The 25,204-nt window shown below is 39.0% G+C and carries 18 protein-coding genes; 2 read left to right on the forward strand and 16 right to left on the reverse strand.

Annotated elements, in window-relative coordinates; genetic code table 11:
* Nucleotides 1-24: 24 nt before the first annotated feature.
* The 11 genes from F0919_RS02075 to rnhA form a co-directional block, all read right to left on the reverse strand.
* The gene (locus tag F0919_RS02075; RefSeq protein WP_150031052.1) at nt 25-1,251 is read right to left on the reverse strand and encodes a Pycsar system effector family protein; all 1,227 of its coding nucleotides are present in this window, start codon (nt 1,249-1,251) and stop codon (nt 25-27) included.
* A gap of 572 nt (nt 1,252-1,823) precedes the next feature.
* Nucleotides 1,824-3,287 (reverse strand): DNA recombination protein RmuC, encoded by a 1,464-nt coding sequence (locus tag F0919_RS02080; protein WP_235903439.1) that lies wholly within the window; start codon nt 3,285-3,287, stop codon nt 1,824-1,826.
* Between the two features lie 234 nt (nt 3,288-3,521).
* Nucleotides 3,522-3,812, reverse strand: coding sequence for a hypothetical protein (locus F0919_RS02085; protein WP_150031053.1), 291 nt, complete (start codon nt 3,810-3,812; stop codon nt 3,522-3,524).
* Between the two features lie 99 nt (nt 3,813-3,911).
* Nucleotides 3,912-5,486, reverse strand: a complete 1,575-nt coding sequence (locus F0919_RS02090; protein ID WP_150031054.1) for a DHA2 family efflux MFS transporter permease subunit — start codon at nt 5,484-5,486, stop codon at nt 3,912-3,914.
* 163 nt (nt 5,487-5,649) lie between these two features.
* Nucleotides 5,650-6,759, reverse strand: coding sequence for an HlyD family secretion protein (locus F0919_RS02095; protein WP_150031056.1), 1,110 nt, complete (start codon nt 6,757-6,759; stop codon nt 5,650-5,652).
* A 39-nt stretch (nt 6,760-6,798) separates the two neighbouring features.
* Complete coding sequence (locus F0919_RS02100) at nt 6,799-8,160, reverse strand: TolC family protein (protein WP_150031058.1); 1,362 nt, start codon at nt 8,158-8,160, stop codon at nt 6,799-6,801.
* Nucleotides 8,138-8,782, reverse strand: a complete 645-nt coding sequence (locus tag F0919_RS02105) for a TetR/AcrR family transcriptional regulator (protein WP_150031059.1) — start codon at nt 8,780-8,782, stop codon at nt 8,138-8,140. Before F0919_RS02105 ends, F0919_RS02100 begins: the two co-directional genes overlap by 23 nt.
* A gap of 243 nt (nt 8,783-9,025) precedes the next feature.
* Complete coding sequence (locus F0919_RS02110; RefSeq protein ID WP_150031060.1) at nt 9,026-9,904, reverse strand: SDR family oxidoreductase; 879 nt, start codon at nt 9,902-9,904, stop codon at nt 9,026-9,028.
* A 75-nt stretch (nt 9,905-9,979) separates the two neighbouring features.
* On the reverse strand, nt 9,980-11,014 hold the full coding sequence (gene fbp / locus F0919_RS02115; RefSeq protein WP_150031062.1) for a class 1 fructose-bisphosphatase: 1,035 nt from the start codon (nt 11,012-11,014) through the stop codon (nt 9,980-9,982).
* Nucleotides 11,015-11,071: 57 nt separating this feature from the next.
* Complete coding sequence (locus F0919_RS02120; protein ID WP_150031063.1) at nt 11,072-14,113, reverse strand: M1 family metallopeptidase; 3,042 nt, start codon at nt 14,111-14,113, stop codon at nt 11,072-11,074.
* Nucleotides 14,114-14,166: 53 nt separating this feature from the next.
* Nucleotides 14,167-14,631 carry a ribonuclease HI gene (gene rnhA / locus F0919_RS02125; RefSeq protein WP_150031064.1) on the reverse strand — a complete coding sequence of 155 codons (465 nt, stop codon included), beginning with the start codon at nt 14,629-14,631 and terminating at the stop codon, nt 14,167-14,169.
* Between the two features lie 166 nt (nt 14,632-14,797).
* Here rnhA and F0919_RS02130 point away from each other — a divergent pair, with 166 nt between their 5' ends.
* The gene (locus F0919_RS02130; protein ID WP_150031065.1) at nt 14,798-15,550 is read left to right on the forward strand and encodes a menaquinone biosynthetic enzyme MqnA/MqnD family protein; all 753 of its coding nucleotides are present in this window, start codon (nt 14,798-14,800) and stop codon (nt 15,548-15,550) included.
* Nucleotides 15,551-16,065: 515 nt separating this feature from the next.
* On the opposite strand, the gene F0919_RS02135 is transcribed toward F0919_RS02130, so the two are convergent.
* The 3 genes from F0919_RS02135 to F0919_RS02145 form a co-directional block, all read right to left on the reverse strand.
* A complete protein-coding gene (locus F0919_RS02135) occupies nt 16,066-18,225 on the reverse strand; it encodes a S9 family peptidase (RefSeq protein ID WP_190277231.1) in 2,160 nt (719 codons plus the stop codon).
* A gap of 206 nt (nt 18,226-18,431) precedes the next feature.
* Nucleotides 18,432-18,641, reverse strand: a complete 210-nt coding sequence (locus F0919_RS02140) for a hypothetical protein (RefSeq protein WP_150031067.1) — start codon at nt 18,639-18,641, stop codon at nt 18,432-18,434.
* Nucleotides 18,642-18,828: 187 nt separating this feature from the next.
* Entirely contained in the window at nt 18,829-19,134 is a 306-nt protein-coding gene (locus F0919_RS02145) for an FtsB family cell division protein (RefSeq protein WP_150031068.1), read from the reverse strand.
* A 171-nt stretch (nt 19,135-19,305) separates the two neighbouring features.
* Between F0919_RS02145 and F0919_RS02150 the strand changes: the two genes are divergently transcribed.
* The gene (locus tag F0919_RS02150) at nt 19,306-20,265 is read left to right on the forward strand and encodes a transketolase family protein (RefSeq protein WP_150031069.1); all 960 of its coding nucleotides are present in this window, start codon (nt 19,306-19,308) and stop codon (nt 20,263-20,265) included.
* A 287-nt stretch (nt 20,266-20,552) separates the two neighbouring features.
* Here F0919_RS02150 and F0919_RS02155 read toward each other — a convergent pair whose 3' ends face one another.
* Both F0919_RS02155 and F0919_RS02160 read right to left on the reverse strand, forming a co-directional pair.
* On the reverse strand, nt 20,553-21,872 hold the full coding sequence (locus tag F0919_RS02155; RefSeq protein ID WP_150031070.1) for a TolC family protein: 1,320 nt from the start codon (nt 21,870-21,872) through the stop codon (nt 20,553-20,555).
* A 59-nt stretch (nt 21,873-21,931) separates the two neighbouring features.
* Entirely contained in the window at nt 21,932-25,036 is a 3,105-nt protein-coding gene (locus tag F0919_RS02160) for an efflux RND transporter permease subunit (RefSeq protein ID WP_150031071.1), read from the reverse strand.
* Between the last annotated feature and the right edge of the window lie 168 nt (nt 25,037-25,204).

Consider the following 25,204-nt stretch of genomic DNA (forward strand, 5'->3'; position numbering starts at 1 on the left):
ACAAATGAATTAAAATGCAAAAAATCAGGCGAAAAATATACTTGCTATAATGAAGGATAAAACTGCAAGAATTAAGCCAAACATAAAAATACTGTAAGAAATGCGCAACAATCTGTACTTACGTCCAAGTACTACGCCTTGTGAATAAACATCTCTTATAAGCGAGTCATAAAGAAATTCTTTATCTTCCATTACCTGATGCATGCCATCTGCATAATCATTCAGGTTCATTTTATAGAAGTTACCGAAAAACAAAAGATTGACTGTTTTTGCTTCCATATCCTGCTGTGTGAATTTCCCTTTAGGAATGGAAGGACGTGTGGCAAGTATGGAAAATATAATAGCAGAAACGGAAACGCCCAATGTCATGTAAGTGGGTATGGCAAGATGCGGATTGTGATCGAGCTTATTGAGCAATAAGCTGATAACTGCGGAAAGGATAATGGAATTAACGGTAATCATGATATGGGCTTTGTTATCGGCCATATCGCTTAAACGTTGATTATTGTTGGATGTAATCCTGAACATGGTTTCAATTCCCTTTTCAGGCCGGTTCTTATCTTTTTTAGGCTTCTCAGTAACGGCTTCTGCAACGACAACAGGGATTGATTTTTCCGGCTTATCCTTTTTAGGTTTATCGTCTTCCTCTGATTTTTCAGCCACTTTTTCCCTGAGTTTTGAAAGATGTTTTTCTTTTTCGTCATCGAGCAAAAGCCTTGCGTAGTCTGTAAAGTAACGATGTTCGGTCATAAATTTGATATTGCCTTCACGCCATGATGTTTTATTGATTTTATCTCCTTTGAATGCTTCTTTTTCTTTTCTTAAAGCACTGTTTTTATCAGAAAATGAATCTGTACCCAAATGAAACAAATCAGCATCACAAAGAATTTCTTCGATTAAGTGCTTTGGTGATTGAGGCATTTTAGTAGCACGAATACAACTTACAACTGCTGCTGTAAATGACGGATCTTCGATACCGTTTTTATTCAGAAAATCAGTAACCAAATCAGCACTGATTTCTTCATGACGTGCAGCTTCCGTAAAATAACCTATATCATGAAACCAGGCAGCTGTAATTAATACGGCATAATCGTTTTCATTCAGCTGATAATGATCGCCAATCTGCATAGCAGCCCTGACAACATCCTGCGTATGTTGAAGATTGTGAAAAAACAGCCTCCCGTCGGTATGGGTAGCAAAATAATTACGTACGTATTCTTCAACTTTGGTTTGGAGCAATTTATAATCCATATAGCTGCAATTGGATTTTTAGAAAATATTGGTCGATAAAATTTCTCATTTTGCTTTTTTGAAAAGCAGAAAGGGAGAAGTTTTAATAATGCCTAAAGATACAGGAATGGATGGATTTTTCATTTCTCTTCCTTTACTATAAATCTATGCACTTCAAACTTCTTTCCTTTTTATTTCGCCGGAAAAGGAGCATGAGTACTGTGCAAATTTAAATGTGCCGTTGAATTTGTGCAGCAACGCTTCTGAACTTTGTTTTATAAACCTTTAAGCTTATAATGGCATTTTTAACTCAACATTATAAATGGGATTGCCAACCGTATGAAGCAACGTGCAAAATTTACGGCTTGCTATTTCAGGGGCAAGGAGAGGGTGATTGTGAAGAGAGACGCAGGTAAAAAAAAGAAAGCCAGCCCAAGAATGAGCCAGCCCCTATAAACCCTATCACCATGAAAACACAAAGATAAAACAATAATCCGGATAATATGCAAACACTTTCTTAAAATTATTGCATAATGAAGTATTAATTTATTATACCATATCGAAGTGTAAAAACAAGTAAAACTTTGGGTTGACTAAAGTTCGTCGGATGAAGTATCTAAAAGATTTAATTGGTCTTCGCCTAAAGTCGAGGCTTTATTAAGTTTACGCTGAATTACTCTTGTCCTGACACCGGCGCTGTCAATTACATTGGCGGCTTCATCGAGTTTCTTTTTGGTTTTTTCCAACATAGCGCCAAATTGATGAAATTCAGTTTTTACATTACTCAACAAATCCCATACTTCTGTGCTTCTTCTTTCTATAGCTAAGGTCCGGAAGCCCATCTGCAGGCTGTTCAGCAAAGCGCTTAATGTAGTGGGTCCGGTAATGGTTACTTTGTATTCCTTCTGCAGTTTTTCAAATAAACCCGGAATGCACAATACTTCGGCATAAAGGCTTTCAAAGGGCAAAAACATAATACCATATTCGGTAGTATTGGGCGGGTCTATATACTTTTCCTGAATGTCTTTTGCGTTCTTTATAATGCTTCCTGCAAAGGACTTCTTTGCTTTGTCAATGAATTCAGGGTTAGCTGTATCGTAGGCTGCAAGGAGATTTTCAAAGTCTTCTCTCGGAAATTTTGCATCAACAGGCAACCATAAAGATTTGTCGAGCTGAGAGCCGTTAGGCATTTTTATTGCAAATTCAACTATTGCTCCGCTTCCAGCTTTAGTCTTTATATTTTTGCCATATTGCTCATTGGTAAGAAGGTCTTCGAGGATATTCTGTAATTGATATTCGCCTATAATGCCTCTTGACTTTACATTGCTCATTACTTTCTTCAAATCGCCAACGCTTAAAGCAAGATTCTGCATATCGCCCAATCCTTTATGAACGGCCTCCAATCTTTCACTGACAATTTTGTAGGATTCACCCAAGCGTCTTTCTAATGTAGTGTTCAGCTTTTCGTCAACGATATGCCGCATTTGTTCGAGTTTCTTTTCGTTGGAATCCTGCAGTGCTGTTATAGATGTTTCAAGCGCTGTTTTTATGTCTGTGAGTTTTGCATTTATGTTTTCGTTGCCTGATGATTGTTGCCTTGCAAAATCAGAAAAATTCTCGCGAAGGTTTGCTTTATAATTTTTCAAAGCTTCATTCAGTTCTTCTTTTATATTGTTCAATTGCAGGGCCAGTTCTTTTTTGCTTTCCATATATTGCTTTTCTGCATTTGATTGAAATACGCCATGACGTTCTGTATTTGTCTGTGTTGCCTGATGCATTTGTTCCGAAAACCGGTGCAATTGTTTGTATTGCATATCTGCATTATTGGCAATGCTTTCATTAAGCGTCTTGCTCAGCATACTTATTTGTTGCATGACTTCCTGCCTCAAATCTTTTCCGGACTGAATCATTTCCAATCTGTCGGATGAAAGGTCGTCTCTAAGCTGCCTCGATAAACCGGCATTATTATTTCTGAATATTCGTACGACAATAATCAGGAGTAAAAGAAGGATAGTAATGAGTAGTATGACAATCAGAAAAATGAGGTTATTTATCATAATTATAATATTTACTTCAAATTTAAACTCGTTTTAGAAAACCCCGAAGGGTTGAAACATAATAGCAATGGATACAAACCCATCTTAGCAGATAGGGTTTACACCCTATCTTGTTTTGTGTCGTCCTTGCAGGACTTGTAAATATAATGCCCCAACAAGTGGATAGTTAACTTTTGTAAAAAAAACATCCGCCAACATAAATGCTGACGGATGTCTCAATATATTTTTAAAGGCTTATTTACTGAAATATTTCATAACAACTTCGCCCGCATAACCATTTACTTTTTGAAGATAACGGAAAGAATCCATGTCAATTATGCCTTTAATCCAGGCTTCTTCATCTGCAAATTCTTTTTCAAGTTTTACCTCAATGAGATTATAACTTTCGGGTGCGCCTGAAAAATATTCCTCAACAAATTCAGTAAAGGCTTCTTCGTTTAAATCTTCGCCTCTGTATGGAGCAATACCACTTTTAACTTTGCGGTTATTGTAATGCACACTATATGAAAAAGTAGCGTATTTCATCTTTTAAAATTTTGAGCAAAAGTAATTCTATTTTTAAGGAATACGAATCATTTAAGGTTATAATTCTATAAAAATTTCATCGTAATGCGACAACTTATATTAGTGCATTGCCTCACTCATATCAACTTTTTCTTTACCTGTTTTAATCATCAATATAAAAGGTACGCAAATAAGGAACATGATACCGATATAAAGAAATACATCCATGTAAGTCAGAACAGAAGCCTGTCCCATGGCTTTTCCATTCAACATCTGATAGGCAGCAGATTGAGCCAGATTAGGAGGCATACCGTTTCTCATCAGATTTGCCACTGTCCCGCTATATTGTTGCTGGAACATCGGGTTATCTAATCTGTAATTTGACACCAGATCATCCCGATATTTAGCGTTGCTTACAGTCATAAATGTAGTAATGATAGCAATACCAAACGAACCTCCCAATTGCCGCATCATACCTGTAAAGGCCGCGCCCTGCCCTATTTCCTGACCTTTCAATGTAGAGAGAGACATGGTGGAAACAGGGATAAACAACATACCCATTGCCAAACCACGCATCAACATCATCCAAAAGAAATCATCGCCCGAAGTCATCGGAGAAATGATTTGATGTCCCCATAAACAAAAAACAAAAAACAAGAACATACCCATTGCTGCCAGATACTGTGGTTTTGCACCTTTTTGCAATAAGGCTCCCATAATCGGCATGGTAAATGCAGTCAACAAAGCTGCCGGAACCATAATCATACCAGCCTGTTGTGCATTCCATCCTAAGGAAGTCTGCAAATAAAGCGGCACAATAAATGTAGAACCATACAAACCAAATCCCATGATAAACGAGAGTATGGTACCGATTCTAAGGTTACCGTTCTTCAACACTCTAAGTTCAACAATAGGGTTTTTAAAGGTAAGCTCGCGCCAGATAAAAAAGTAAAAGCCAAGCACTGCCGTAATTGTCAGCATCACGATGGGAGAACTACTGAACCAGTCGTCTTCCTGCCCTCTTTCCAACACATATTGTAGAGAGCCTACTGCCATAGCAAGAAATGCAATGCCCCACCAGTCAATTTCTTTAGCTGTTTTCTTTTCAGAATATTTAGGGCTTCTTACGTATTGCAATGTCAGCATCAATGCAATAATACCAATAGGAATGTTTATGTAAAAAATGAGGGGCCAGCTAAAATGCTCTACAATATAACCACCTAATGGTGGTCCCAAAGTAGGGCCGATAATAACACCCAGACCATATATTGCCTGTGACATACCGCGTTTCTCGGCAGGCCATGATTCTGTAATGATTGTCTGAGAGGTTACCAATAAGGCACCACCCCCAACGCCTTGCAGAAAACGGAATAAAACCAGTTCCCACATGGTGTGGGCGTTTCCGCAAAGGAAGGAACAGATGGTAAATAGTAAAATGGAGGCCGCAAAATAATTCCGGCGGCCAAATTGCTGCGATAACCAACTTGTCATCGGAACGATAATTACATTACCAATTGCATAAGCCGTAATTACCCAACCGATTTCACTAAGTGTAGCGCCCATGCTACCCTTCATATTATTAAGGGCTACATTGACGATAGTGGTATCTACAATTTCAAGCAAAGCACACAAGATGGCCGTAATCGTAATGATGGCCCGCCTGCTACCGTACTCAACTAATGAATCTTGTTGCATAGATATTTTTATTGATTCCTGTTTAAAGGAAAAAATGGAATAAGATTCCGGAAATGTTATAACATTCGCCGTAATTCAAGGTTGATTCTAATGGACAATTATCTTCTGTCAAACATAATTCTCTTATTATCCGAACATAACCGAAATCTCTTTTCCAATAATTTTAGTTTGCTACATGCACATCTACCGTAACGTTCATACCCGCACGTAACAATTTCAATTTCTCGTCTTTTTTGTAGACAAAATCAATCTTAACAGGAAGACGTTGTACTACTTTTACGAAGTTGCCTGAAGCATTATCAGGAGGCAATAAAGAAAATTTAGAACCTGTTGCAGGACTGAATGATGTAACGATGCCTTCAAAATCATTATCAGGATAAGCATCTACACTCACGGTAACTTTCTGACCGATTTTCATTTTGGTCAATTGGGTTTCTTTAAAATTACCTACAACCCAGATTGCATTTTCAGGAACGATATTGAATAAAGACTGACCGGCCTGTAATAATTGTCCCGGTTGCAGATTCACTCTTGAAACCTGACCATCTACAGCAGCGGTAATAACGGTATAGCTAAGATTCAATTTAGCAGCATCAATTTCAGCCTGACGTTGTTTAATACTTGCATTGGCTGCTGCTACCTGACCTGCATACACATTTCTTTGTTCGCCGATTGCAGATGTTTGTCTTGCCGCATTTTGTCTCTGCGCTTTTAAAACATCCAATTGACGTTCTGCAGTTTGCTTAGCGGCAGAAGCCTGTTCGTATTGTTGCTGTGTAATGGTATGGTCTTTGATAAGATTAGCATAACGATTGTAATCTTGCGTAGCACGCCATAAGTTTACCTTAGCTGCTTCAATCTGTGCATCAACAGTGTTGATATTTGATTCCGCAGAAGAAACATTTGCATTTACCACAGGGATACCTGCGCCGGCAACACTTGCATTGCTTTGTGCAGCAGAAAGGGCCGCTTCAGCTTCTTCCAGTTTAATTACGAAATCTTTATCATCAAGAATAACCAGCGTGTCTCCTTTTTTAACCATCTGATTATCTATAACTCTTACTTCCTTGATATAACCTGCTACACGTGGAATAACAGGACTTATCAATGACTCTATCTGAGCATCGTCTGTTTCTTCGTGTTTCTGGCCATGAATATATTTTACAGTACCATAAGTACCACCAACAAGAACCAATGCACCAAAAACAATTGCGAACCTGTTACTTTTCGGTTTTTTAGTTTCTTCTGCAGGTTGAGTTTGATTATTTGCCATTTTGAAATATTATAAGTAGATAAATTAAAGTTGATTGTTTTATTTATTTGCAGGAGCCATGCCATTAATAAGGCCCGCTGTTTCATATAGTTTGTTATAAGCAACTACCGCATCGGCTTTGGCATATTCAAAATTAATACCAGCCTGTAACTGAGCTACATCGGCATCGAGTAAATCCGTTGTTGTTGCCAGGGAATTATCGTATTTATTTTTGGTAATACGATAGTTTTCATTTGCCTGATCTACAGCTTTCTGATATACTTCTATCTTTTTAAGGCTTTCCAGATAGTTTTGATAAGCGCTGTGAATCTCCATTTTAATGCCATCTGTCATTTGCATTGCAGACCATTCCAATTGAGTTTGCTGTGCTTTTGCCTGTTTAACTTTCGATTCATTCTTATATAGTGAAGCCAGATTGTAGCTAAGGCCGACACCTACGTTTAATGCATTGGTAACAACAAGAGCGTTAGGAATATCTGCAGCTACGTAACCGCCTGTTAAAGCAAGAGAAGGATAATATTCTCCTTTAGCGCTTTTAACACCTGCTGCTGATGCATGCTGACGTTGTTGCAGGGCCAGATAATCTGAACGGCTGCTCATTGCGCTGTTTTCCCAATATTCAATGGGTTGTATTTTAGGAACACGGCCAATATCTGTAGTATCCAGCTCCAACACTGTGTTTTCGTCGATGCCTAACATCAAATCCATGTTGTAGTTTGAAATCTTCAGGTTGTTTTCGGCATCCATTAAAGCCAATTCAATATTTGATTCCTGTAACTGAACTTTCAATAAATCGTTGCGGGCAATCAAACCATTGGTTTCCAGATTGGCAAAATCGGTAACTCTTTGCTGTGCCTGTCTCAGGTTTTCATTTACTAATTTTACAGCAGCCTGCGCTTTATATAAATTATAATAAGCAGCAATGGTATTCTGAATCAAGGCATCTTTATCATTCTGTGCATCTAATTCAGCAGCTTTTTTAAGATATTTGGCAGATTCGATACCATTACGGATACGAAGCCCTGAAAACAAAGGCAGGCTTGCAGTTGCCATACCGTACATTACCTGATTAATTTTAGGCGACTCTCCGCTATTGCCGGAACCGCTGCTGTCGCTACCGCCTCCAAGCTTTAATTTAAGGTCAACGTTTGGTGAGTTGATGCGCAGATAACTTGCACTTACTTTCAAATCAGGATATTGCATCATTTTAGCTTCGCTTAATGCGCCATCTGCCTGATCTACTTTTGCACTTGAAACTTTCAAAGACTTGCTATTATCTATTCCAAGTTGGACAGCCTCCTGCAAGGAAAGCCTGCGGTTTGTCTGAGCAAACATCGTGTTTGCAGATACTAATAAGAAGAGCAGTACTGCTGCAAACTTATTTTTTATTAGATATTCCATAAGTTAAAAAAGCTTTGAACATTATTTTTATATGACCTTTTAATTTTTCGATCGCCTTAATATCGAAATCTCCGTCAGTCGGCTTAATCTTAAAATCCTCGCAAAGGAATTTATAATTGGAAAAAAAGTGGTTAACGCTTCCAAATAAGGTTATGGCAAGCATGCTCACATCAATATTCTTCTGAAAGATGCCCGCTTTCTGGCCTGCTTTTACAGCAACTTCTATAAGGCTTCTGTTTCTTCTTTTCATATCTCTGACGTAAGTATAAAGCGGCCCGTCTTTTAAAAGCACTTGTTCTCTCATCATCAGGCTATGGAAAGTCCTGTTTTCAATAATTACGTTTACATAGGTATCAATAAGCAAATCAACTTTCTCCATCGGACCATGTGCTCTGGAATGGATGATATTCTCTATCTTCCCCTTCATTGAATTTGTATTGTTCAGAAAAATTGCCTCAAGTAATTTTTCTTTGGAACCGAAATAATAAGAAATCATAGCCACATTCACATCTGCACGTTGCGCAATATCTCTCACCGATGCAGAATCAAACCCCTTCTCCGCAAAGACCTCCAGGGCCTTCTGCATTATCTGCAGTTGCTTATCATTCAATTCTGTTTCCATTTTTTAATTCATTTATAATTCATAACGACGGTGCAAAATTAAACAAACGTTTGAACTAAACAAACGTTTAATTAATTTTTCGGTCTCAAAATTATTTTTATACCTATAAACAAAAACAATAGCTTTTCGTTCGACCTCTTTCAAAATGCAGTACAGACAAGGTTTTAATAGAAACGAAAATGCCCGGATCTTAATAAATCCAGGCATTTGAAAACATTCAGATCTTTTAAAGATTGCAATTAATTAATCTTTCTTTAGATAATTTGATAGATATTCGTCAATGGTACTAAACAGAAATTCAGGATATTCGGAGGCAAATTTCATTTTTACGAAACCTCCGATAAGCGGGCGGGCAGCAGGTTGCTTCATAGATTCGGTACTTACGGGCAGCAGGTCATATTCGGCATCGGGAAAATAAGTAAGCACTCTTTGCGCCAGTTCCACCCTGTTCATGTAATCGCTTCCTCCAATATGATAAATACCTGATTTGCCATCTTTTAAAAGAATAAACATGGCACGTGCAATATCAAAGGCATTGGTCGGGCTTGCAAACTGATCGTAAGGTAAAGTAAGTGTAAGCTTTTTGCCTTGTTCGCATTGTTCAACAATACGTGCAATGAAGTTTTTCTTTCTTATTTCGTCACCATAAACATTGGTAATACGCAATACCAAGGTATTTTCCAATTCATTTAAGGCTAAGGTTTCGGCCTCGAGTTTATGCTTTCCGTAAATGCTCAATGGATTTACAGGAGCATCTTCCCGGTAGGGACCACTTTTACCGTCAAAAACATAATCTGTAGAAATGAATACAAATTTTGCGTTGCATTTTTTAGAAAGCGCAATAAGGTTCCGGGTGCTTGTTACTGTTTTCTCATAACTTTCTTCAGGATGTGTCTCACAATAATCAACATGTGTCAATGCGCCACAATGTACAATTACATCAGGCTGAAACGCTACGACATCAAAGTTTTCGGGGTGTTGTGGTTCCAATGTATTATAGAAAACGGTTTTATCTGTAGCATAAGACAAATGGGAACCTGCTACATCCCATTTCATATCCTTGAAATACTTCAAACAATTACTGCCCAACAGACCGGAAGCACCTGATATAAATACTTTCATAATTTTATTTTTTTAAAAAAGATTTGCCAAACCTTACGATTTGGCAAATATTCTATTTCACTATTAAAATCGATATTAAGAAATAGCTGAAACGTCCTGATGTTTAGCTACGTATTCCATTGCTTTTTCTACCATTTTCTTTGAACCTACATAAACTGGAACACGTTGATGTAATTCAACAGGCTGAATGTCCAATGTACGCACGGTACCGTCTGTACTCATACCGCCGGCAGCTTCTATAATAAATGCAAACGGATTGCATTCGTATTGCAGCCTTAATTTACCTTTCGGGTTTTTCTTATCGCCGGGATAAATAAAAATGCCGCCTTTAATAAGGTTACGGTGCAAATCTGCAACCATAGAACCGATATAGCGATGTGAATATGGCCTGCCTTCTTCTTTATTTATTTCCATGCAATAATCAAGATATGCTACCATACCGTCATCATAATGACGTGAATTGCCTTGATTGATAGAGTATATATTACCGCTTTCTTTACAAACCATATTCGGGTGAGACAAACAGAATTCACCGATAGAAGGTTCTAAAGTAAAGCCGTTTACACCTAAACGGGTGGCATAAACCAGCATAGTGCTGCTGCCATAAATTACATAACCTGCCGCCATCAGTTTATTACCGGGCTGCAGAAAATCTTCTTTAGTACATGGCGCTCCTAATGGAGAAACACGGCGGTAAATAGAAAAGATGGTTCCGATAGAGGCATTCACATCAATATTTGAAGATCCGTCCAAAGGATCAAACAACACTACATATTTTGAATTAATAGAATACTCATCGTCAAACGCAATAAAATCATCATTTTCTTCAGAAGCAATACCGGCGCAGTCATTACTATTGCGTAAAACATTGATAAGCATTTCGTCGGAGTAGATATCCAGCTTCATTTGCTCTTCTCCCTGTACATTGGTTGCTCCGAATTTACCGATAATATCTACCAGGCCGGCTTTATTTACTTGTTTATTAATCAGTTTACATGCAAGAGAAATATCTCTCAACAGGGCCGAAAGTTCACCGGTTGCTTTTGGGAATTCACGTGTTTGCTGAATCGTAAATTCATCAAGGGTAATTAGTTTGCGCGATGTTGACATTGTTATATTCAAAAATTTTAGGTTGCAAAGATAAGCATACTATCCCACAGATTAAATCTACATTCCGAATATTTTGGGCGGCATTTTTGACCAGTTGATATTGCCTATATTCAGACTGAAGGTAATGGTACGCAGGAATTTTTTATCTGTGTAAACAGATTTAGTATAGTCTTTAAAATCGGTGCTTAATAATAACGGGAAATAGACGCTCAGATAATCGCTTATATAAAGCTCTAAACCGGCATCAAACAACACTGATGCTCCGCTTGGGTTCTGCTGTTTTGCATCGGCAAATGTGCCGAAATCCGCAAAAAGGCGAACGGGTAGTTTTATGTATGGAATATCTGATTTCAAATTTACGGCCAACAGCCAGTTATCGGTCAAACCCAATTGCGATGCATATTGCAGCGTGGCAACTTTAAATCCGCCTTCTTTCATGCTGATTTGTTGCGACCAGAAACCTGATTGCTGGTTTCTGCCGAAATAGGTTTCATCGTACAAATAATCGTTTTGACCGCTGTATGTACCTGCAATCCTGTATCTGTAGGAATCGAAATCATTATCTGCAAGATTGAAGAATTTACCGGCATAAGCTCTGATGTATAGCGCTTTGTTTTTCTGAAAGTAATCTACTCTCAAGTTGGCTTCTACACTGAGTTTAGCGAATTGCTTGCCAATCTGGCCTTCCAGTTTATAGCTGTAAGGGTTAAAGGTTCTGTGATTATTATAATTGTATTGGACGCGACCATAGAAATTGTCAACGGCTGCACCTTTGGAGGGATAATACAGACTGTCTGTCGGGTTTTGCGTAAAATCAAACTGGTCTTCTCTTATCCAATATGCTTTTAAAGATAAGTTACGTTCAACAGGGCTTCTCCAATAAGGCTTACGGAAGTTGAAAATCAATTCCGGAGCGACTTTTATGAAGCGGTTATAAATGTAGTTTTCAATATTTACATTGGTTTTGTCACTTGAAAAGGTTTTGGCGCTTATCTGAAATTGTATATCATGAAATAAGCCATCATCATAATATTTGGTATAACTCATGAAACCCGTTCCTGCAAAAGTTTTGCTGCCAAAGGCGTACAAAGGCACAACGGCAAATTGAAATTTGTTTTGCGGAATGGTAAGGTTATGAATCAATGTGCCTGCCATAAACCCATCGTAGTAGTTAAAGCCAACCATCGGGGAAAGCCATACTTTCCGGACGGTATCTAAATTCAATCCTGCAAAGAGTTTCAGCTTGAATTTAGTATGAAGGTTATTGTTTGGCAGATTGGCATCAGGGACAACGGCGTCGATTTGAACTTGTTTAAATTCATAAGCCGGAGACTCTTTATAAACGGGGAATGTTTTGGTCCCTGTAAAAGGTTCTGTCCATGCAGTTGAGGTAATAATATCATCAGGTGCCTTTTTATCATAGAAATACACATTATATTTTACAGGGCCTGAAACATTTGTAAGGTTCTTTATAGTAATGGAAGGTTTTCCATTATCATTATTATTAACCGATACTATCTTAAAATCAACTGGCTTTGTGGTTGTCATTACCTCATCAAAAAACCAGTCGAGGTTTTTATCGGAATGCTGTTGCATAATCTTTCTGAAATCTTCGGGCTGCGGGTGCTTGTATTGCCATTGATTGAAGTAATCGGTCATGGCTTCTTTGAATTTTTCTTTACCCATATAGCCTTCCAGCCAGGCTAACAAATAACTGAGCTTACCATAAATATCGGCACCGTAATTTATAACCGGCATTACAGCTGCGGAAGTGTCAGCAGGTATCAAATCATGTGTGGCGCCCAACATAGCGTAAATAAAATAATTATCATCCTTCTTCAAACTTTTTAACGATGGCGGCGCTGTTGCAAATTTGTGCTCGTAAAAGCTATTAATGCCTTCATCCATCCAGGGATAATCCCTTTCATTGCTTCCGAGCATTCCGTAAAACCAGTTATGGCCGACTTCGTGTACAATAGCCACTTTTACTTCGTCTTCGTTATTGGATGCAGCTATAACTGTTACAGTCGGATATTCCATGCCCCCACCTGCGCTTAACGCGCCTTCCACTGCTTTTACGGTTTTGTACGGATAAGGACCTACAGCAGTACTGTAGCCACTTATGGCTGTTTTAACATGGCCCATGCTTTTGGTCCATGCCTTTTGATGATTGGGGAAGAAACAGGTGTAAGCTGTAACAGTTTTATCTGTTCCGGGAACGGCAACCGTATCTTTCCTGACAATCCAATGCTTATCTGCAAACCATGCAAAGTCATGAACGTTCTGCTCTTCAAAAACAATGGTTTTAAGATTGGAAGAGGAAGCGGGTATTTTGTTCAGCGTAGTATCTGTTAATCGTTCTGTGCCTTTTAAGTTATAACTTACTTTCGGTAGGGGAAGCCGGGAAAGGCTGTCAAGCCACGCATTTTCAGCATCATTCATAATATTTCCGGTGCCCATTACAATATAGTTTTCCGGTAATGTAATCTCTACATGATAATCACCGAATTCGCTGTAAAATTCTCCCTGATCTAAATAAGGAATCGGATGCCAGCCTTTTTTATCATACACTGCAGGCTTGGGAAACCATTGAGAAATCTGATAAGATTGTTTTGCATGACCCATTCTGGAGAATGTCAACGGAATTTTCACTTTGAACGGCGTTTCAATCTTAATGTGCGCGCCCGGAGCCAGGGGGGCGGGTAAGATTAAGCGGACAATATCATCATCTTTGGTAGCTACAACACCTGCCTGTTGCATATCTCCGGCGTCTTGTGTTACAGAAAAATGCAGGCTGTCTATATAGCCTCTGTCTTTTTCATCACTGAAATAATGCAATGTATTGCCGTCTTCCACAGCCTGCTTTTCAAAAGCGGTGCGGTCGGTTTTATAGGCATTGGGAAACAAATGAAAATAGATAAACTTCAAAGTATCGGGCGAATGATTGTAATAATCCACACTGATATGGCCCCGAAGCAGATGCTGCTTATCATCGAGTGTTACGGAAATATCGTTGTCTACTTTTTGCTGCCAGTAATTATTCTGTGCCTGAAGGCAAAGGGATATTGAAAGAAGTAAACCGGTAAGTGTATATTTCAAATTGATAATATTTTCGGATGATTTTTGTAATAACTGATATTCAATATAACGCTTTACTGCGCATAATACTCCATTTCATAAACTTCATCGGTAAGCAAATTGCCGCCGTCTGCGGCTCTTGTCGCGAGGACATCACAACGATTGTTCATAACGTTGCTGGCATGCCCTTTTACCCAATTCATTTTGATGCGGTGCTTCCGATATACTTTCAGGAACCGTTGCCATAAATCAGCGTTCTTTTTACCTGCAAAATTTTTCTTTTCCCAGCCAAAGACCCATCCTTTCTCAATGGAATTTACAACATATTCAGAATCTGTAAAAATCTGAATATCCAGGCTATCGCGCTTCAATGCTTCCAATGCTTTGATTACAGCCAACAACTCCATCCTGTTATTGGTTGTTAATTTAAAACCTTCGGAAAGTTCCATTTCTTTTTCGCCCCATTTCAGTATTGCTCCGTAGCCGCCTCTGCCGGGATTGCCACGCGATGCCCCGTCTGTATATATGATTAATGACATTCTTAGATATTAGTTGTTAGTCGTTAGTTGATAGTCATTAGCTGTTAGTCGATAGTAATATTAATTGTCAATATAAAGGCATATAAGTGCCCGTTGAAAAAACTATCCACTGCCCGCTATCGACTAACAACTATTACTCAGTACCTTTGCGACCAAAATTACACTCTTGAATCGCAAAATAAAAGTTTCTGCAGTAAGTTATCTGAATACGAAGCCTTTGCTTTATGGAATTGAAAGGCATTCGATAATAAACGATATAGATTTACAACTGGAATATCCGGCGCTGATTGCACAACATCTTCGTGAGGATACGGTAGATATCGGTTTAGTTCCGGTGGCTGCAATTCCTTCCATTCCGAATGCGAGGATTGTTTCTGATTACGGTATTGCGGCCGATGGCAAAGTTGCTTCTGTTTGTATTTACAGCAGGGTTCCCATTGAAGAAATTGATTCCATCTATCTGGATTACCAGTCAAGAACATCGGTTCGCCTGGCGCAGGTGTTACTGAAACATTACTGGAAAATAGCGGTACCTATTATACAAGCTCCTGAAAATTACATTGAGCTTATTAAAGGCAAAACTGCGGGTGTAATTATCGGGGACAGGGCTCTACAGCAAAACTCCCATTTTGAATATGTTTACGATCTGGCAGAATACTGGAAAACATTTACAGGTTTGCCATTCGTCTTTGCGGCATGGGTTGCCAATAAGGATTTACCGGAGGATTTTATCTCAAAATTCAACGAGGCGAATAAAAACGGCCTTGCACATATTGACGAAGTGGTAGCAGAAAACCGGATTGACTATTACGATTTACAGGTTTACTACAGAGAGAATATACAATATGATTTGAACGAGGAAAACCGGAAAGGGCTGGAATTGTTTTTGGAATACCTTAAGGATCCGACGATTGTCTGAGTGTTGAGCATCATTGTTAGACTGTTGAACGTTACTGTCTGACTGTTGAACGCTGCTGTTCAGGTGTTAAACGCCGCTGACTAACTGTTGAACGCCACTGTTTGGCTGTTAAAGCCTACTGTTGAGGGTGTTGAACGCCATTGTTCAGGTGTTGAACGCCATTGTCTGACTGTTGAACGCCACTGATTAACTGTTGAACGCCACTGTTTGGCTGTTAAAGCCTACTGTTGAGGGTGTTGAACGCCATTGTCTGACTGTTGAACGCCATTGTCTGACTGTTGAACGCCACTGATTAACTGTTGAACGCCACTGTTTGGGTGTTAGACGCCACTGACTGACTGTTGAATGCCACTGTCGAAGTGTCGGACATGGCTGGCAAAATATAGTAACAAATAAGCAATATGGGATATGAAATTCGTCAAATACGAATATGAAACATTAATCTATTTCACTTGCATTCAATAAAAAATCTCCGAAAACGGAGATTTTTTATTGAATGTTATAAATTGTCTTAATTAAAGTTTCTCCATAATATAATTTGTAATCCTCCTGAACAGTTGCAGCCTCGTTATGCCTCCGGAAATACCGTGATTTTTATTAGGATAATATTCAGCTTCAAATTGCTTGTTGGCTTTAATGAGTTGATCAGTTAATGCAACTGCATTTTGAAAATGGACATTATCATCTGCGGTTCCGTGAATCATCAGGAAATTCCCTTTCAATTTATTTGCCATTTTTTCGGGTGCATTATCATCGTATCCTTTTTCATTTTCGGCGGGTGTGCGCATATACCTTTCGGTATAAACATTGTCATAAAAACGCCAGTTCGTAACAGGAGCCACAGCCACGGCAGTCTTGAAAACATCTGCGCCTTTCATGATGCAGGTTGAGCTCATAAATCCGCCAAAGCTCCAACCCCAGATACCGATTCTGTCTTTGTCAACATAATCCTGCTTTGCCATGAATTTACCAACGGCAATCTGGTCGTCGCTTTCGTATTTTCCTAATTCCAGATAAGTTTTCTTTTTGAAGGCTTCGCCGCGTCCACCGGTTCCTGTACCGTCGGCACATACAATAATATAGCCTTTCTCTGCGAGCATCTGATGCCAGAAGTAATTGCCTATCGGGAATTTATCTGCAACTTCCTGAGAGCCGGGGCCGCTGTATTGATACAACAAAACAGGGTATTTTTTATTAGGGTCAAAATTGGACGGTTTAATCATCCAGGCATTCAGCATATCGCCTTTGCCGTTAGGAATCTGCAAAGTGGTAACAACGCCTAAATCATATTTTTCCATGGTTGCTTTCAATGCTGCATTATCTTCCAGCACACGCACTTTTTTACCCTGATTATTGATTAAGGTATAAACGGGTACTGAATTGAGCCTTGAATATTTGTCAAGGAAAAACTGATAACCTTCACAAGGTGTAATATCATGGGTGCCGCTTTCATTGGTAAGGCATACGGATGATTTACCGGTCAGGTCAACTTTATATAATTTCCTTTCCAATGGCGATATGACGCCGGCTGTATAATAAACACAGGCGTTCTTCTTGTCAATGCCTTTTATTTTGTCAACATCCCAGTTTCCATTAGTCAGCGGGGTAAGTTTTTTATCAACCCAATTCCATTTGTATAAATGATTGAAGCCATCTTTTTCGGATGTGAAAACGAATGATTTTCCATCGGGAAGAAAGCTGAGGTTATCATTGATTTCAATATAGTACTTATTGTTTTCTTCGTACATCACATCAGAATTGCCTGATTGCGCATCGGTCAATAATAATTCCAGTTTATTTTGCAAACGGTTCATTCTGTAAATGCACAATTCACCCGGATCGTTGGTCCATTTAATCCTTGGAATGTATTGGTCAGTTTCGGTTCCTATATCAGCTTTAACTGTATGAGCATTTTTTACATTATAAAAATGAATGGTAACAACAGAATTGTCTTCACCTGCTTTCGGGTATTTATAAGTGTATAACCTCGGATAGTTGCCGCCTTCATAAAAAGGAATGGTGTATTCTTTTACATTGCTTTCATCAAAACGGTAATAAGCGAGTGTATTGCCATCGGGCGACCATTCAAAAGCGCGGGTAAATTCCCATTCTTCTTCATATACCCAATCACAATTACCATTAATAATCTTGTTGGTTGCCCCATCGGTGGTAACTGCAACGTTATTACCTGTTTTTAAATCTGAAATGTAGATATTATTGTCTTTTACAAAAGCTGCCTGTGTGCCTTGCGGATTAAAGGTTGCATGCAAAACAGCCTCGTTATCCAGGACTTTTTTCTTTCCGGTCCGGATATCGTAAACCCAGACTTTATACAAAATGGAACGGCGATAGATAGAAGCGGGTTTTGTAAACAACAGAATCTTTTGCTCGTCGTTACTCAGTTCATAACCTGATATTGTACCTATTTCGCCTTTAATATCATTGCTGAAAATGGTTTTCAGCTTTTTGCCGTTACTCAGGTTGTAAATATTTATTTGCTGTTCAGAGCCATTCTGGTCTAACTGAGCATATTGCAGGCCATTTTTCAGGGCATTAAAACCCGGTACGTCTTTGGCGGCAAAAGTTCCGTTTTGCCAGATGTCTTCAAGCGTTATTTGCTTTCTCGTCTGAGCATTTGCCCATACCGGCAATAATAAAAATGCTAATACAGACACTCGTTGTAACAAATGATACATATAATTTGCAGATATAATTTGAAAGTGCTAATGTACGAAGCAAAAGACAGGAATCAATCCCCCTTTTTAAGGGAGAAGATTAATACAGAGAAACATCATTGCTTCTCAGGAATGAAATCAAATTACACAAGAACTCCAATGCATTTTCACAAATACATTAAGTCTTGAAATAAGTGTTAAAATGTTTAATGATGCTCTGCAACGTTTTGTTGGGCTATCATCTGAAACAATTGTTCAACAGCTTCTTTGCGAGGCTCCAGTTTGATAGTTTTCAAAACAGCCAGTTCATTTGCGAAATCCTGCTCCATACGAATCTGTTGCATGGCTTCAATAGGGTCTGTCTGTTGGTCGGAAATTGATTGTTGGGAAATAGTAATGTGTAGATGTTTTTCCATTGAAATATATTTATTTACCCTAAAACGAAAGAAGAAAATGTTTATTATGTGAAATTACATTTTATTTTTTCCCATCCAAGCATCTATTACATAATATTATCTTTCATAAATGACATTATGATGTCCGGATAAGGCCATTAAATAACAACAGAATAAAAAGAATGTTCTTTAATGCAGGGGTGAAAATTTACTTCACGGTTTTTGCGGAGTCGTGGATGATGAGGTATAAATCTTCGCCATCGCGTTTTTCATGATATTTTTCACGGGCATATTGCTCCGTTTTTGCATTGTTTGTATTGATATCATTCAGTTCCTTATCCATTCTGCCAATCTCATTGTTCAGGTGGTCTATTTTGCTTTGGGTTTCTTCCAGTTCCTTTACACGGGCATGTTGCGTAAACCAGTCATTCTGGTCAAAAAATACCATCAGCAACAAAAACAATATTGCGGTAATGAAATATTTATTGGTAAAAATCTTAAGGATATTTTTCACGAAAGCCGATTAATGAGGAAACAGTATGAATTGCAAAGTTTATAAAAATAAGCCATAATCGTCCTTTTGCCTTCACCCTTTTTTTCAACATAAATCCAAAACTTTCCGATAAGAGCATAAATAGTTTTACTTTTGCAACCACATTTCAAAAAAAATCAATATTCATTCCGCATGTTGCAGGATTTTATCGCACAAAACGAAAAAGAAACCCGCGCCGGCTTTGGTGAAGGTATTCATGAAGCTGCCAAAAAGAACCCGAATGTCATGGCGCTTACAGCCGACCTTGCAGGTTCTTTAAAACTGAACGCATTTATAAAAGATTTTCCGGAACGCTTTGTTCAGGTGGGTATTGCAGAAGCTAATATGATTGGCATTGCTGCGGGTCTGACTATCGGCGGCAAAATTCCATACACGACGACTTTTGCAAATTTTTCTACTTCCAGGGTGTATGACCAGATTCGTCAATCGGTTGCTTACAGTGGCAAAAATGTAAAAATCTGTGCTTCGCATGCAGGGCTTACTTTAGGTGAAGATGGTGCTACGCACCAGGTTCTGGAAGATGTGGGCATGATGAGGATGTTGCCGCATATGACGGTCATTGTCCCTTGCGACTTTAACCAGACGAAGGCTGCAACAATGGCTATTGCCGATTACGAAGGTCCTGTTTACTTACGTTTCGGACGTGTAAAATGGCCGAATTTTACTGCTGAAAACGGCAGTGATTTCGTTATAGGAAAAGCTCAGGTAATGAATGAAGGTACAGATGTCTCTATCATTGCATGTGGCCACCTGGTATGGAATGCGTTGGAAGCAGCGCGTGCTTTGGAAGCAAAAGGTATTTCTTGCGATGTAATCAATATGCATACAATCAAGCCGTTGGACGAGGCTGCCATCATTAAATCTTTAACTAAAACAGGTTGTGTGGTTACGGCAGAAGAACATCAAATCAACGGTGGCTTAGGGGATGCTGTAGCGAATGTAGCATCGCGCAATTGCCCGGTTCCTCATGAATATGTTGCGGTTCAGGATACTTTTGGTGAAAGCGGAAAACCTGCCGATCTTTTAAAGAAATACGGATTGACTACAGAGGATGTTATTGCGGCGGCTGAAAAAGCAATGAAACGCAAGTAATTAATTGTAAGATAGGGTTTGCATCCTATCTTATTAATATTGCTGTTGGTCAAAAGACACAACAGCGGCTATAAAAAAGCAAATGCATGAGCATTTGCTTTTTTATTATAAATTAATTGATTTTCAAATCGTTTTAGAGATCCTGAAAACATAATAGCAATGGGGTGCAATTCTTATTAAAAGATAAGGTTTGCACCTTATTCTGTTTTGTGTCGCCCTTTCAGGACTTGATATTACTGTTGGTCAAAAGACTACAGCAGCGAATTGCTTTATAAAAAATATGCCTTTTATCTCACCAGTTTATTTTCTATAACCAGCAATTTGATTTCTGCAACTTTAAGCGTATAACCGGCATCTACCAATCTTGTCAATGCTGCTACATAGCTGTTTTCAGCTTCTCTAAGCTCCAATGTATTACTAACTCCCACCTTAAAACGTGCCTGCTGAATCATTACGTTTTCGGCAGCGTATTTTATATTTTCTTTTTCAAGGTTCAGGCCTTCCAATGCATTTTTATAAGCGCGCCAGGCAACTCTATATTGCATGGCAACTCTTGACTGTGTATATTGGTATAATAAATCCTGACGGTTTACTTCGAGCCTTGCAACCTTTTTCTGTCGCTGCAAATTGAATCCGTCAAATATGGGTAGATTCAGGTTCAGGCCTACCTGCGGGCCATAGGTCCTGTTAAACAAGGTGGCGCCTGCATCATTCTGAAGGCGGTTATAATTATAAGATGCCGCCAGATTTAAAGTAGGAATCTGTAGTCTTTTCGTCAATGCAAGATCAAAGACAGAAAGTTGTTTCTGTTCAGCAGCCAATTGAACATCAAAATTATCGCTCATCCAAAGTTCTTTTGCATTGAAGGTAAGATCAGGGTTAAGCTTAAGGCTGTCTTCCACATCAAAATCAGCAAACTGGTCGCGGCTTAGTAATAGCATAAGGCTGTCTTTCAACTGGCGTAATTTAGCATCCTGTAATATGGAAGCATATTTACTGGCATTATAATCGACTTGAGCCTGAAGGTAATCCGTCTTTGCAGAGGTTCCTACTTCAAAGTTCTTTTTCGCAATTGTCATTCTTGAATAAGCCAGTGACATGGCCGTATCGAGGGCAATTAATTGTTGTTTTTCATAAACGACGCTTGAATAGGAAATTATAACCTGCGAAACGGTGGCCTGCACCTGACTCCGTAGTTGTATATTCCCTATTTGTTCCATTTCATTCAGCCTGTCTTTTGCTATAAACATTCTAAGTCCGTCAAACAATGTCCAGTTCAATTGTGCGGCGCCGCCAAGGGTCGTAGCTTGTGCATTATGTCTGTTTTGCTCTGCGCCGGTAGCCAATTCAATCTTCGCATCTGTAATGCTTTTGCTTAAGGTTCCGATTGCCGAAATAGTCGGTAGCATACCGGCATTGCCAATAGTATTATTTGCTTTAGCCTGTTCTAATGAAACCTTTGCAATACGGATATTGAAGTTTTGGTCTAAAGCTATATCAATGGCATCTTTCAATGTAAGAATAGGTCCGTTCACAGTAGTATCCTGTGCGCGAACCATCAAACACATTAAGCTTGCTATAACACTAAAAATAATTTTCTTACGCATTTTTATAGTCGTTAGTTGACAGTCTTCAGTTGATAGTTTTATTGTTTTATAACTTCATTTTAATCATTCAATTTTTCTACTGCTGTAACTTCTTTTCTTTTTCTGCGTGAAAGGAAGGTGTACATTACGGGAACAATAAATAATGATAATAACAATGAAAAAATAACACCACCAACGATTACAATACCTAATGGAATACGGCTCGTACTTGCAGCGCCTAATGATAAAGCCAATGGCAATGCGCCGCCTACCATTGCAAGACTCGTCATAAGAATAGGCCTCAAACGCATTTTTGCCGCATCTACAACTGCTTCACGTCTTGATGCGCCATTATCTCTTATGTGGTTGGCATATTCAACAATCAGAATACCATTCTTTGTTACCAGACCAATAAGCATAATCATACCGATTTGAGAAAAGATATTGAGTGTCTGCCCGAACAGAGCCAATGATATTACTGCTCCTGCAATTGCCAAAGGCACTGTCAGCATAATGATAAAGGGATCCACAAAACTTTCGAACTGGGCTGCCAGTACAAGATAGATTAAAACCAATGCCAGAATAAAAGCGAAGGATGTTCCTGATGCACTTTCGGCATAATCTTTGGAAGAACCGGAAAGGGCTGTGGTAAAGGATTCATCAATTACTTTATCCTTTTTTAATTTATCAAAAATGCGTTGCATTTCCTGAATGCCTTCGCCTAAAGTATGTCCCTGTGCGGTATTGGCGGAAATAGTTGCAGACTTGTAACGGTTGTAGTGATAAATCTGGGAAGGGCTGATGTTTTCCTGGATTGTGATAATGTTATCCAATGAAATCATGGCACCATTTGAATTACGCACATAGTAATTCCGTAAGTTTTGCGGCTCATCCCTGTTGCTTCTGTTTACCTGACCGATTACCTGATATTGTTTTCCGTTCATGGTAAAGTAACCAAGGCGGCCATTACTTAATGCCAATTGCAATGTCTGAGAAACGTCGGCCACTGAAACACCTAACTGCGAAGCTTTTGCGCGATCTATGGTAATACGTAATTCTGGCTTGTTCACTTTCAAATCCACATCCACATCGGCAAGGATTTTACTATTGTTGGCTTCATCCAAAAAGGATGGCAACGCTTTACTGAGCTTGTCAAAATTGATATTTTCCAAAACGAAAGAAACGGGCAACTTACTACCTCCGCCACGCTGTACGGCAATGGTTTGTTCCTGAATGGCAACGGATCTTCCAAAATTAAATTTGCGGAAAGCACTGTTTACCTGCTGTACAATTTCATCCTGCGAACGCTTGCGCTGATCCGGATCTACCAATCTTATATTACCGTTTGCAGAGTTAACAGCTCCGGCACCGCCATTTCCCGGAGATACGATAGTCAATACAGTAGCGCGTTCGGGAACAGAGTCCATTATGTATTGGGCAATCTGATTGGAATAATTATCCATCGCATCGTAAGAGGTACCTTCAGGCGCAGTCATGGAAAGGCGGAAACGGGAACGGTCTTCCATCGGGGCCAATTCGCTTTTCAGGTTTGAACCTATAAAGAAGATAGCAGCAAAACAGAATATAGTACCGGTTATTGCCAGCCATTTATGATCCATCACCCATTCCAATGCACTTCGGTATTTGTTTTCCATACCGGCAAAGAAGGGCTCTGTCTTAATGTAGAATTTAGATTTCTTAGTGGTATCTTTTCTTGACAGATAAACATTCAAAACGGGTGTTAAAGTCAATGATACGAAACAAGAGATGATAACAGCACCGGCTACTACGATACCAAACTCCCGGAAAAGCCTTCCTGTAAAGCCTTGCAGAAACACAATAGGCAGAAATATAACGGCAAGGGTAATAGAAGTGGCAATAACGGCAAAATAAATTTCTTCGCTTCCTTCTTTGGCAGCCCGGTGTTTCGAAATACCGGCTTCCATCTTTTTATAAATATTTTCAGCGACCACAATACCATCATCCACCACAAGACCTGTGGCCAAAACTATAGCAAGTAAAGTCAGGATATTAATGGTGAAGCCAAAAAGATACATGATGAAAAAGGCACCGATAAGACTCACGGGAATATCTATCAACGGGCGGATGGAAATCAATACATCGCGGAAGAAAAGGAAAATAACCACTACTACCAATGCGAATGCAATAAAGATGGTTTCCTGTACTTCACTGATAGATTTCTTGATTGTAACAGTGTTATCCTGTGCAATATTCAATTTTATATCGGATGGGACATCTTTTTTAATCTGTTCATACCGCTTATAGAACTCATCTGCAATGGCTACATAATTGGAGCCGGGTTGCGGGACCAAAGCGAGCGCCACCATTGTTACACCGCTTTCTTTCAGTTGTGTCTCTTCATTTTCAGGTCCTAATACGGCACTTCCGATATCTTTTAAATGGAGATCAGTACCGTTCACATTTTTTATAATGAGGCTTTCAAAATCGTCTTCTGTTTTTAACCGGCCTAAAGTACGTACTGTAAGTTCTGTATTATAACCATACACCTTTCCGGCGGGCAATTCTATATTTTGCTTATCCAAAGCAGCCTGCACATCGCTAAAGGTGATGTTGTAAGCAGCCATTTTCATAGGGTCGAACCATAAGCGCATTGCATAACGCTTTTGTCCCCATATCTGGATACTACTTACACCGGGAATGGTCTGTAATCTTTCCTGTAAAATATTTTCGGCATAATCGCTCAGTTCCAAAGCATTTTTGGTTTCGCTTTGTACTGTCATGGAAATAATGGGTTGTGAATTGGCATCGGCTTTTGATACTACCGGTGGCGCATCAATATCCTGCGGAAGACTACGGACAGCTTGTGAAACTTTATCACGCACATCATTTGCAGCAGCTTCGAGGTCTTCACCCAAATCAAATTCAACTGTAATATTACTGGTACCCTGGCTACTGGAGGAAGTAATGTTACTAATACCTGCAATACCGTTAATGGACTTCTCCAAAGGCTCGGTTATCTGTGATTCAATAACATCGGGGTTTGCGCCGGAGTAGCTGGTACGTACGCTTATAATAGGAGGATCGATGGACGGATAGTCACGGATGCCCAGAAACTTAAACGCAATAAAGCCAAAAATTAAAATAAATACATTTGCAACGACTGCAAAAACCGGTCTTTTAAGTGCGAAAGAAGGTAAACTCATTTATTTGGTTTGGCAATTTGAATATTGGAAAACAATACTTACGTATTGAAGAAACAGCATCTTTCCATTTTAGTTTAATTGTTTCACTATATGAATTTTCCTTAGTGAAATTATCCCAATAAAACTATCAAGGAATATTATCAATCTGTAATTATTATGGATGTTAAA

The sequence above is a fragment of the Taibaiella lutea genome (assembly GCF_008629695.1).
Lineage (GTDB): Bacteria > Bacteroidota > Bacteroidia > Chitinophagales > Chitinophagaceae > Taibaiella > Taibaiella lutea.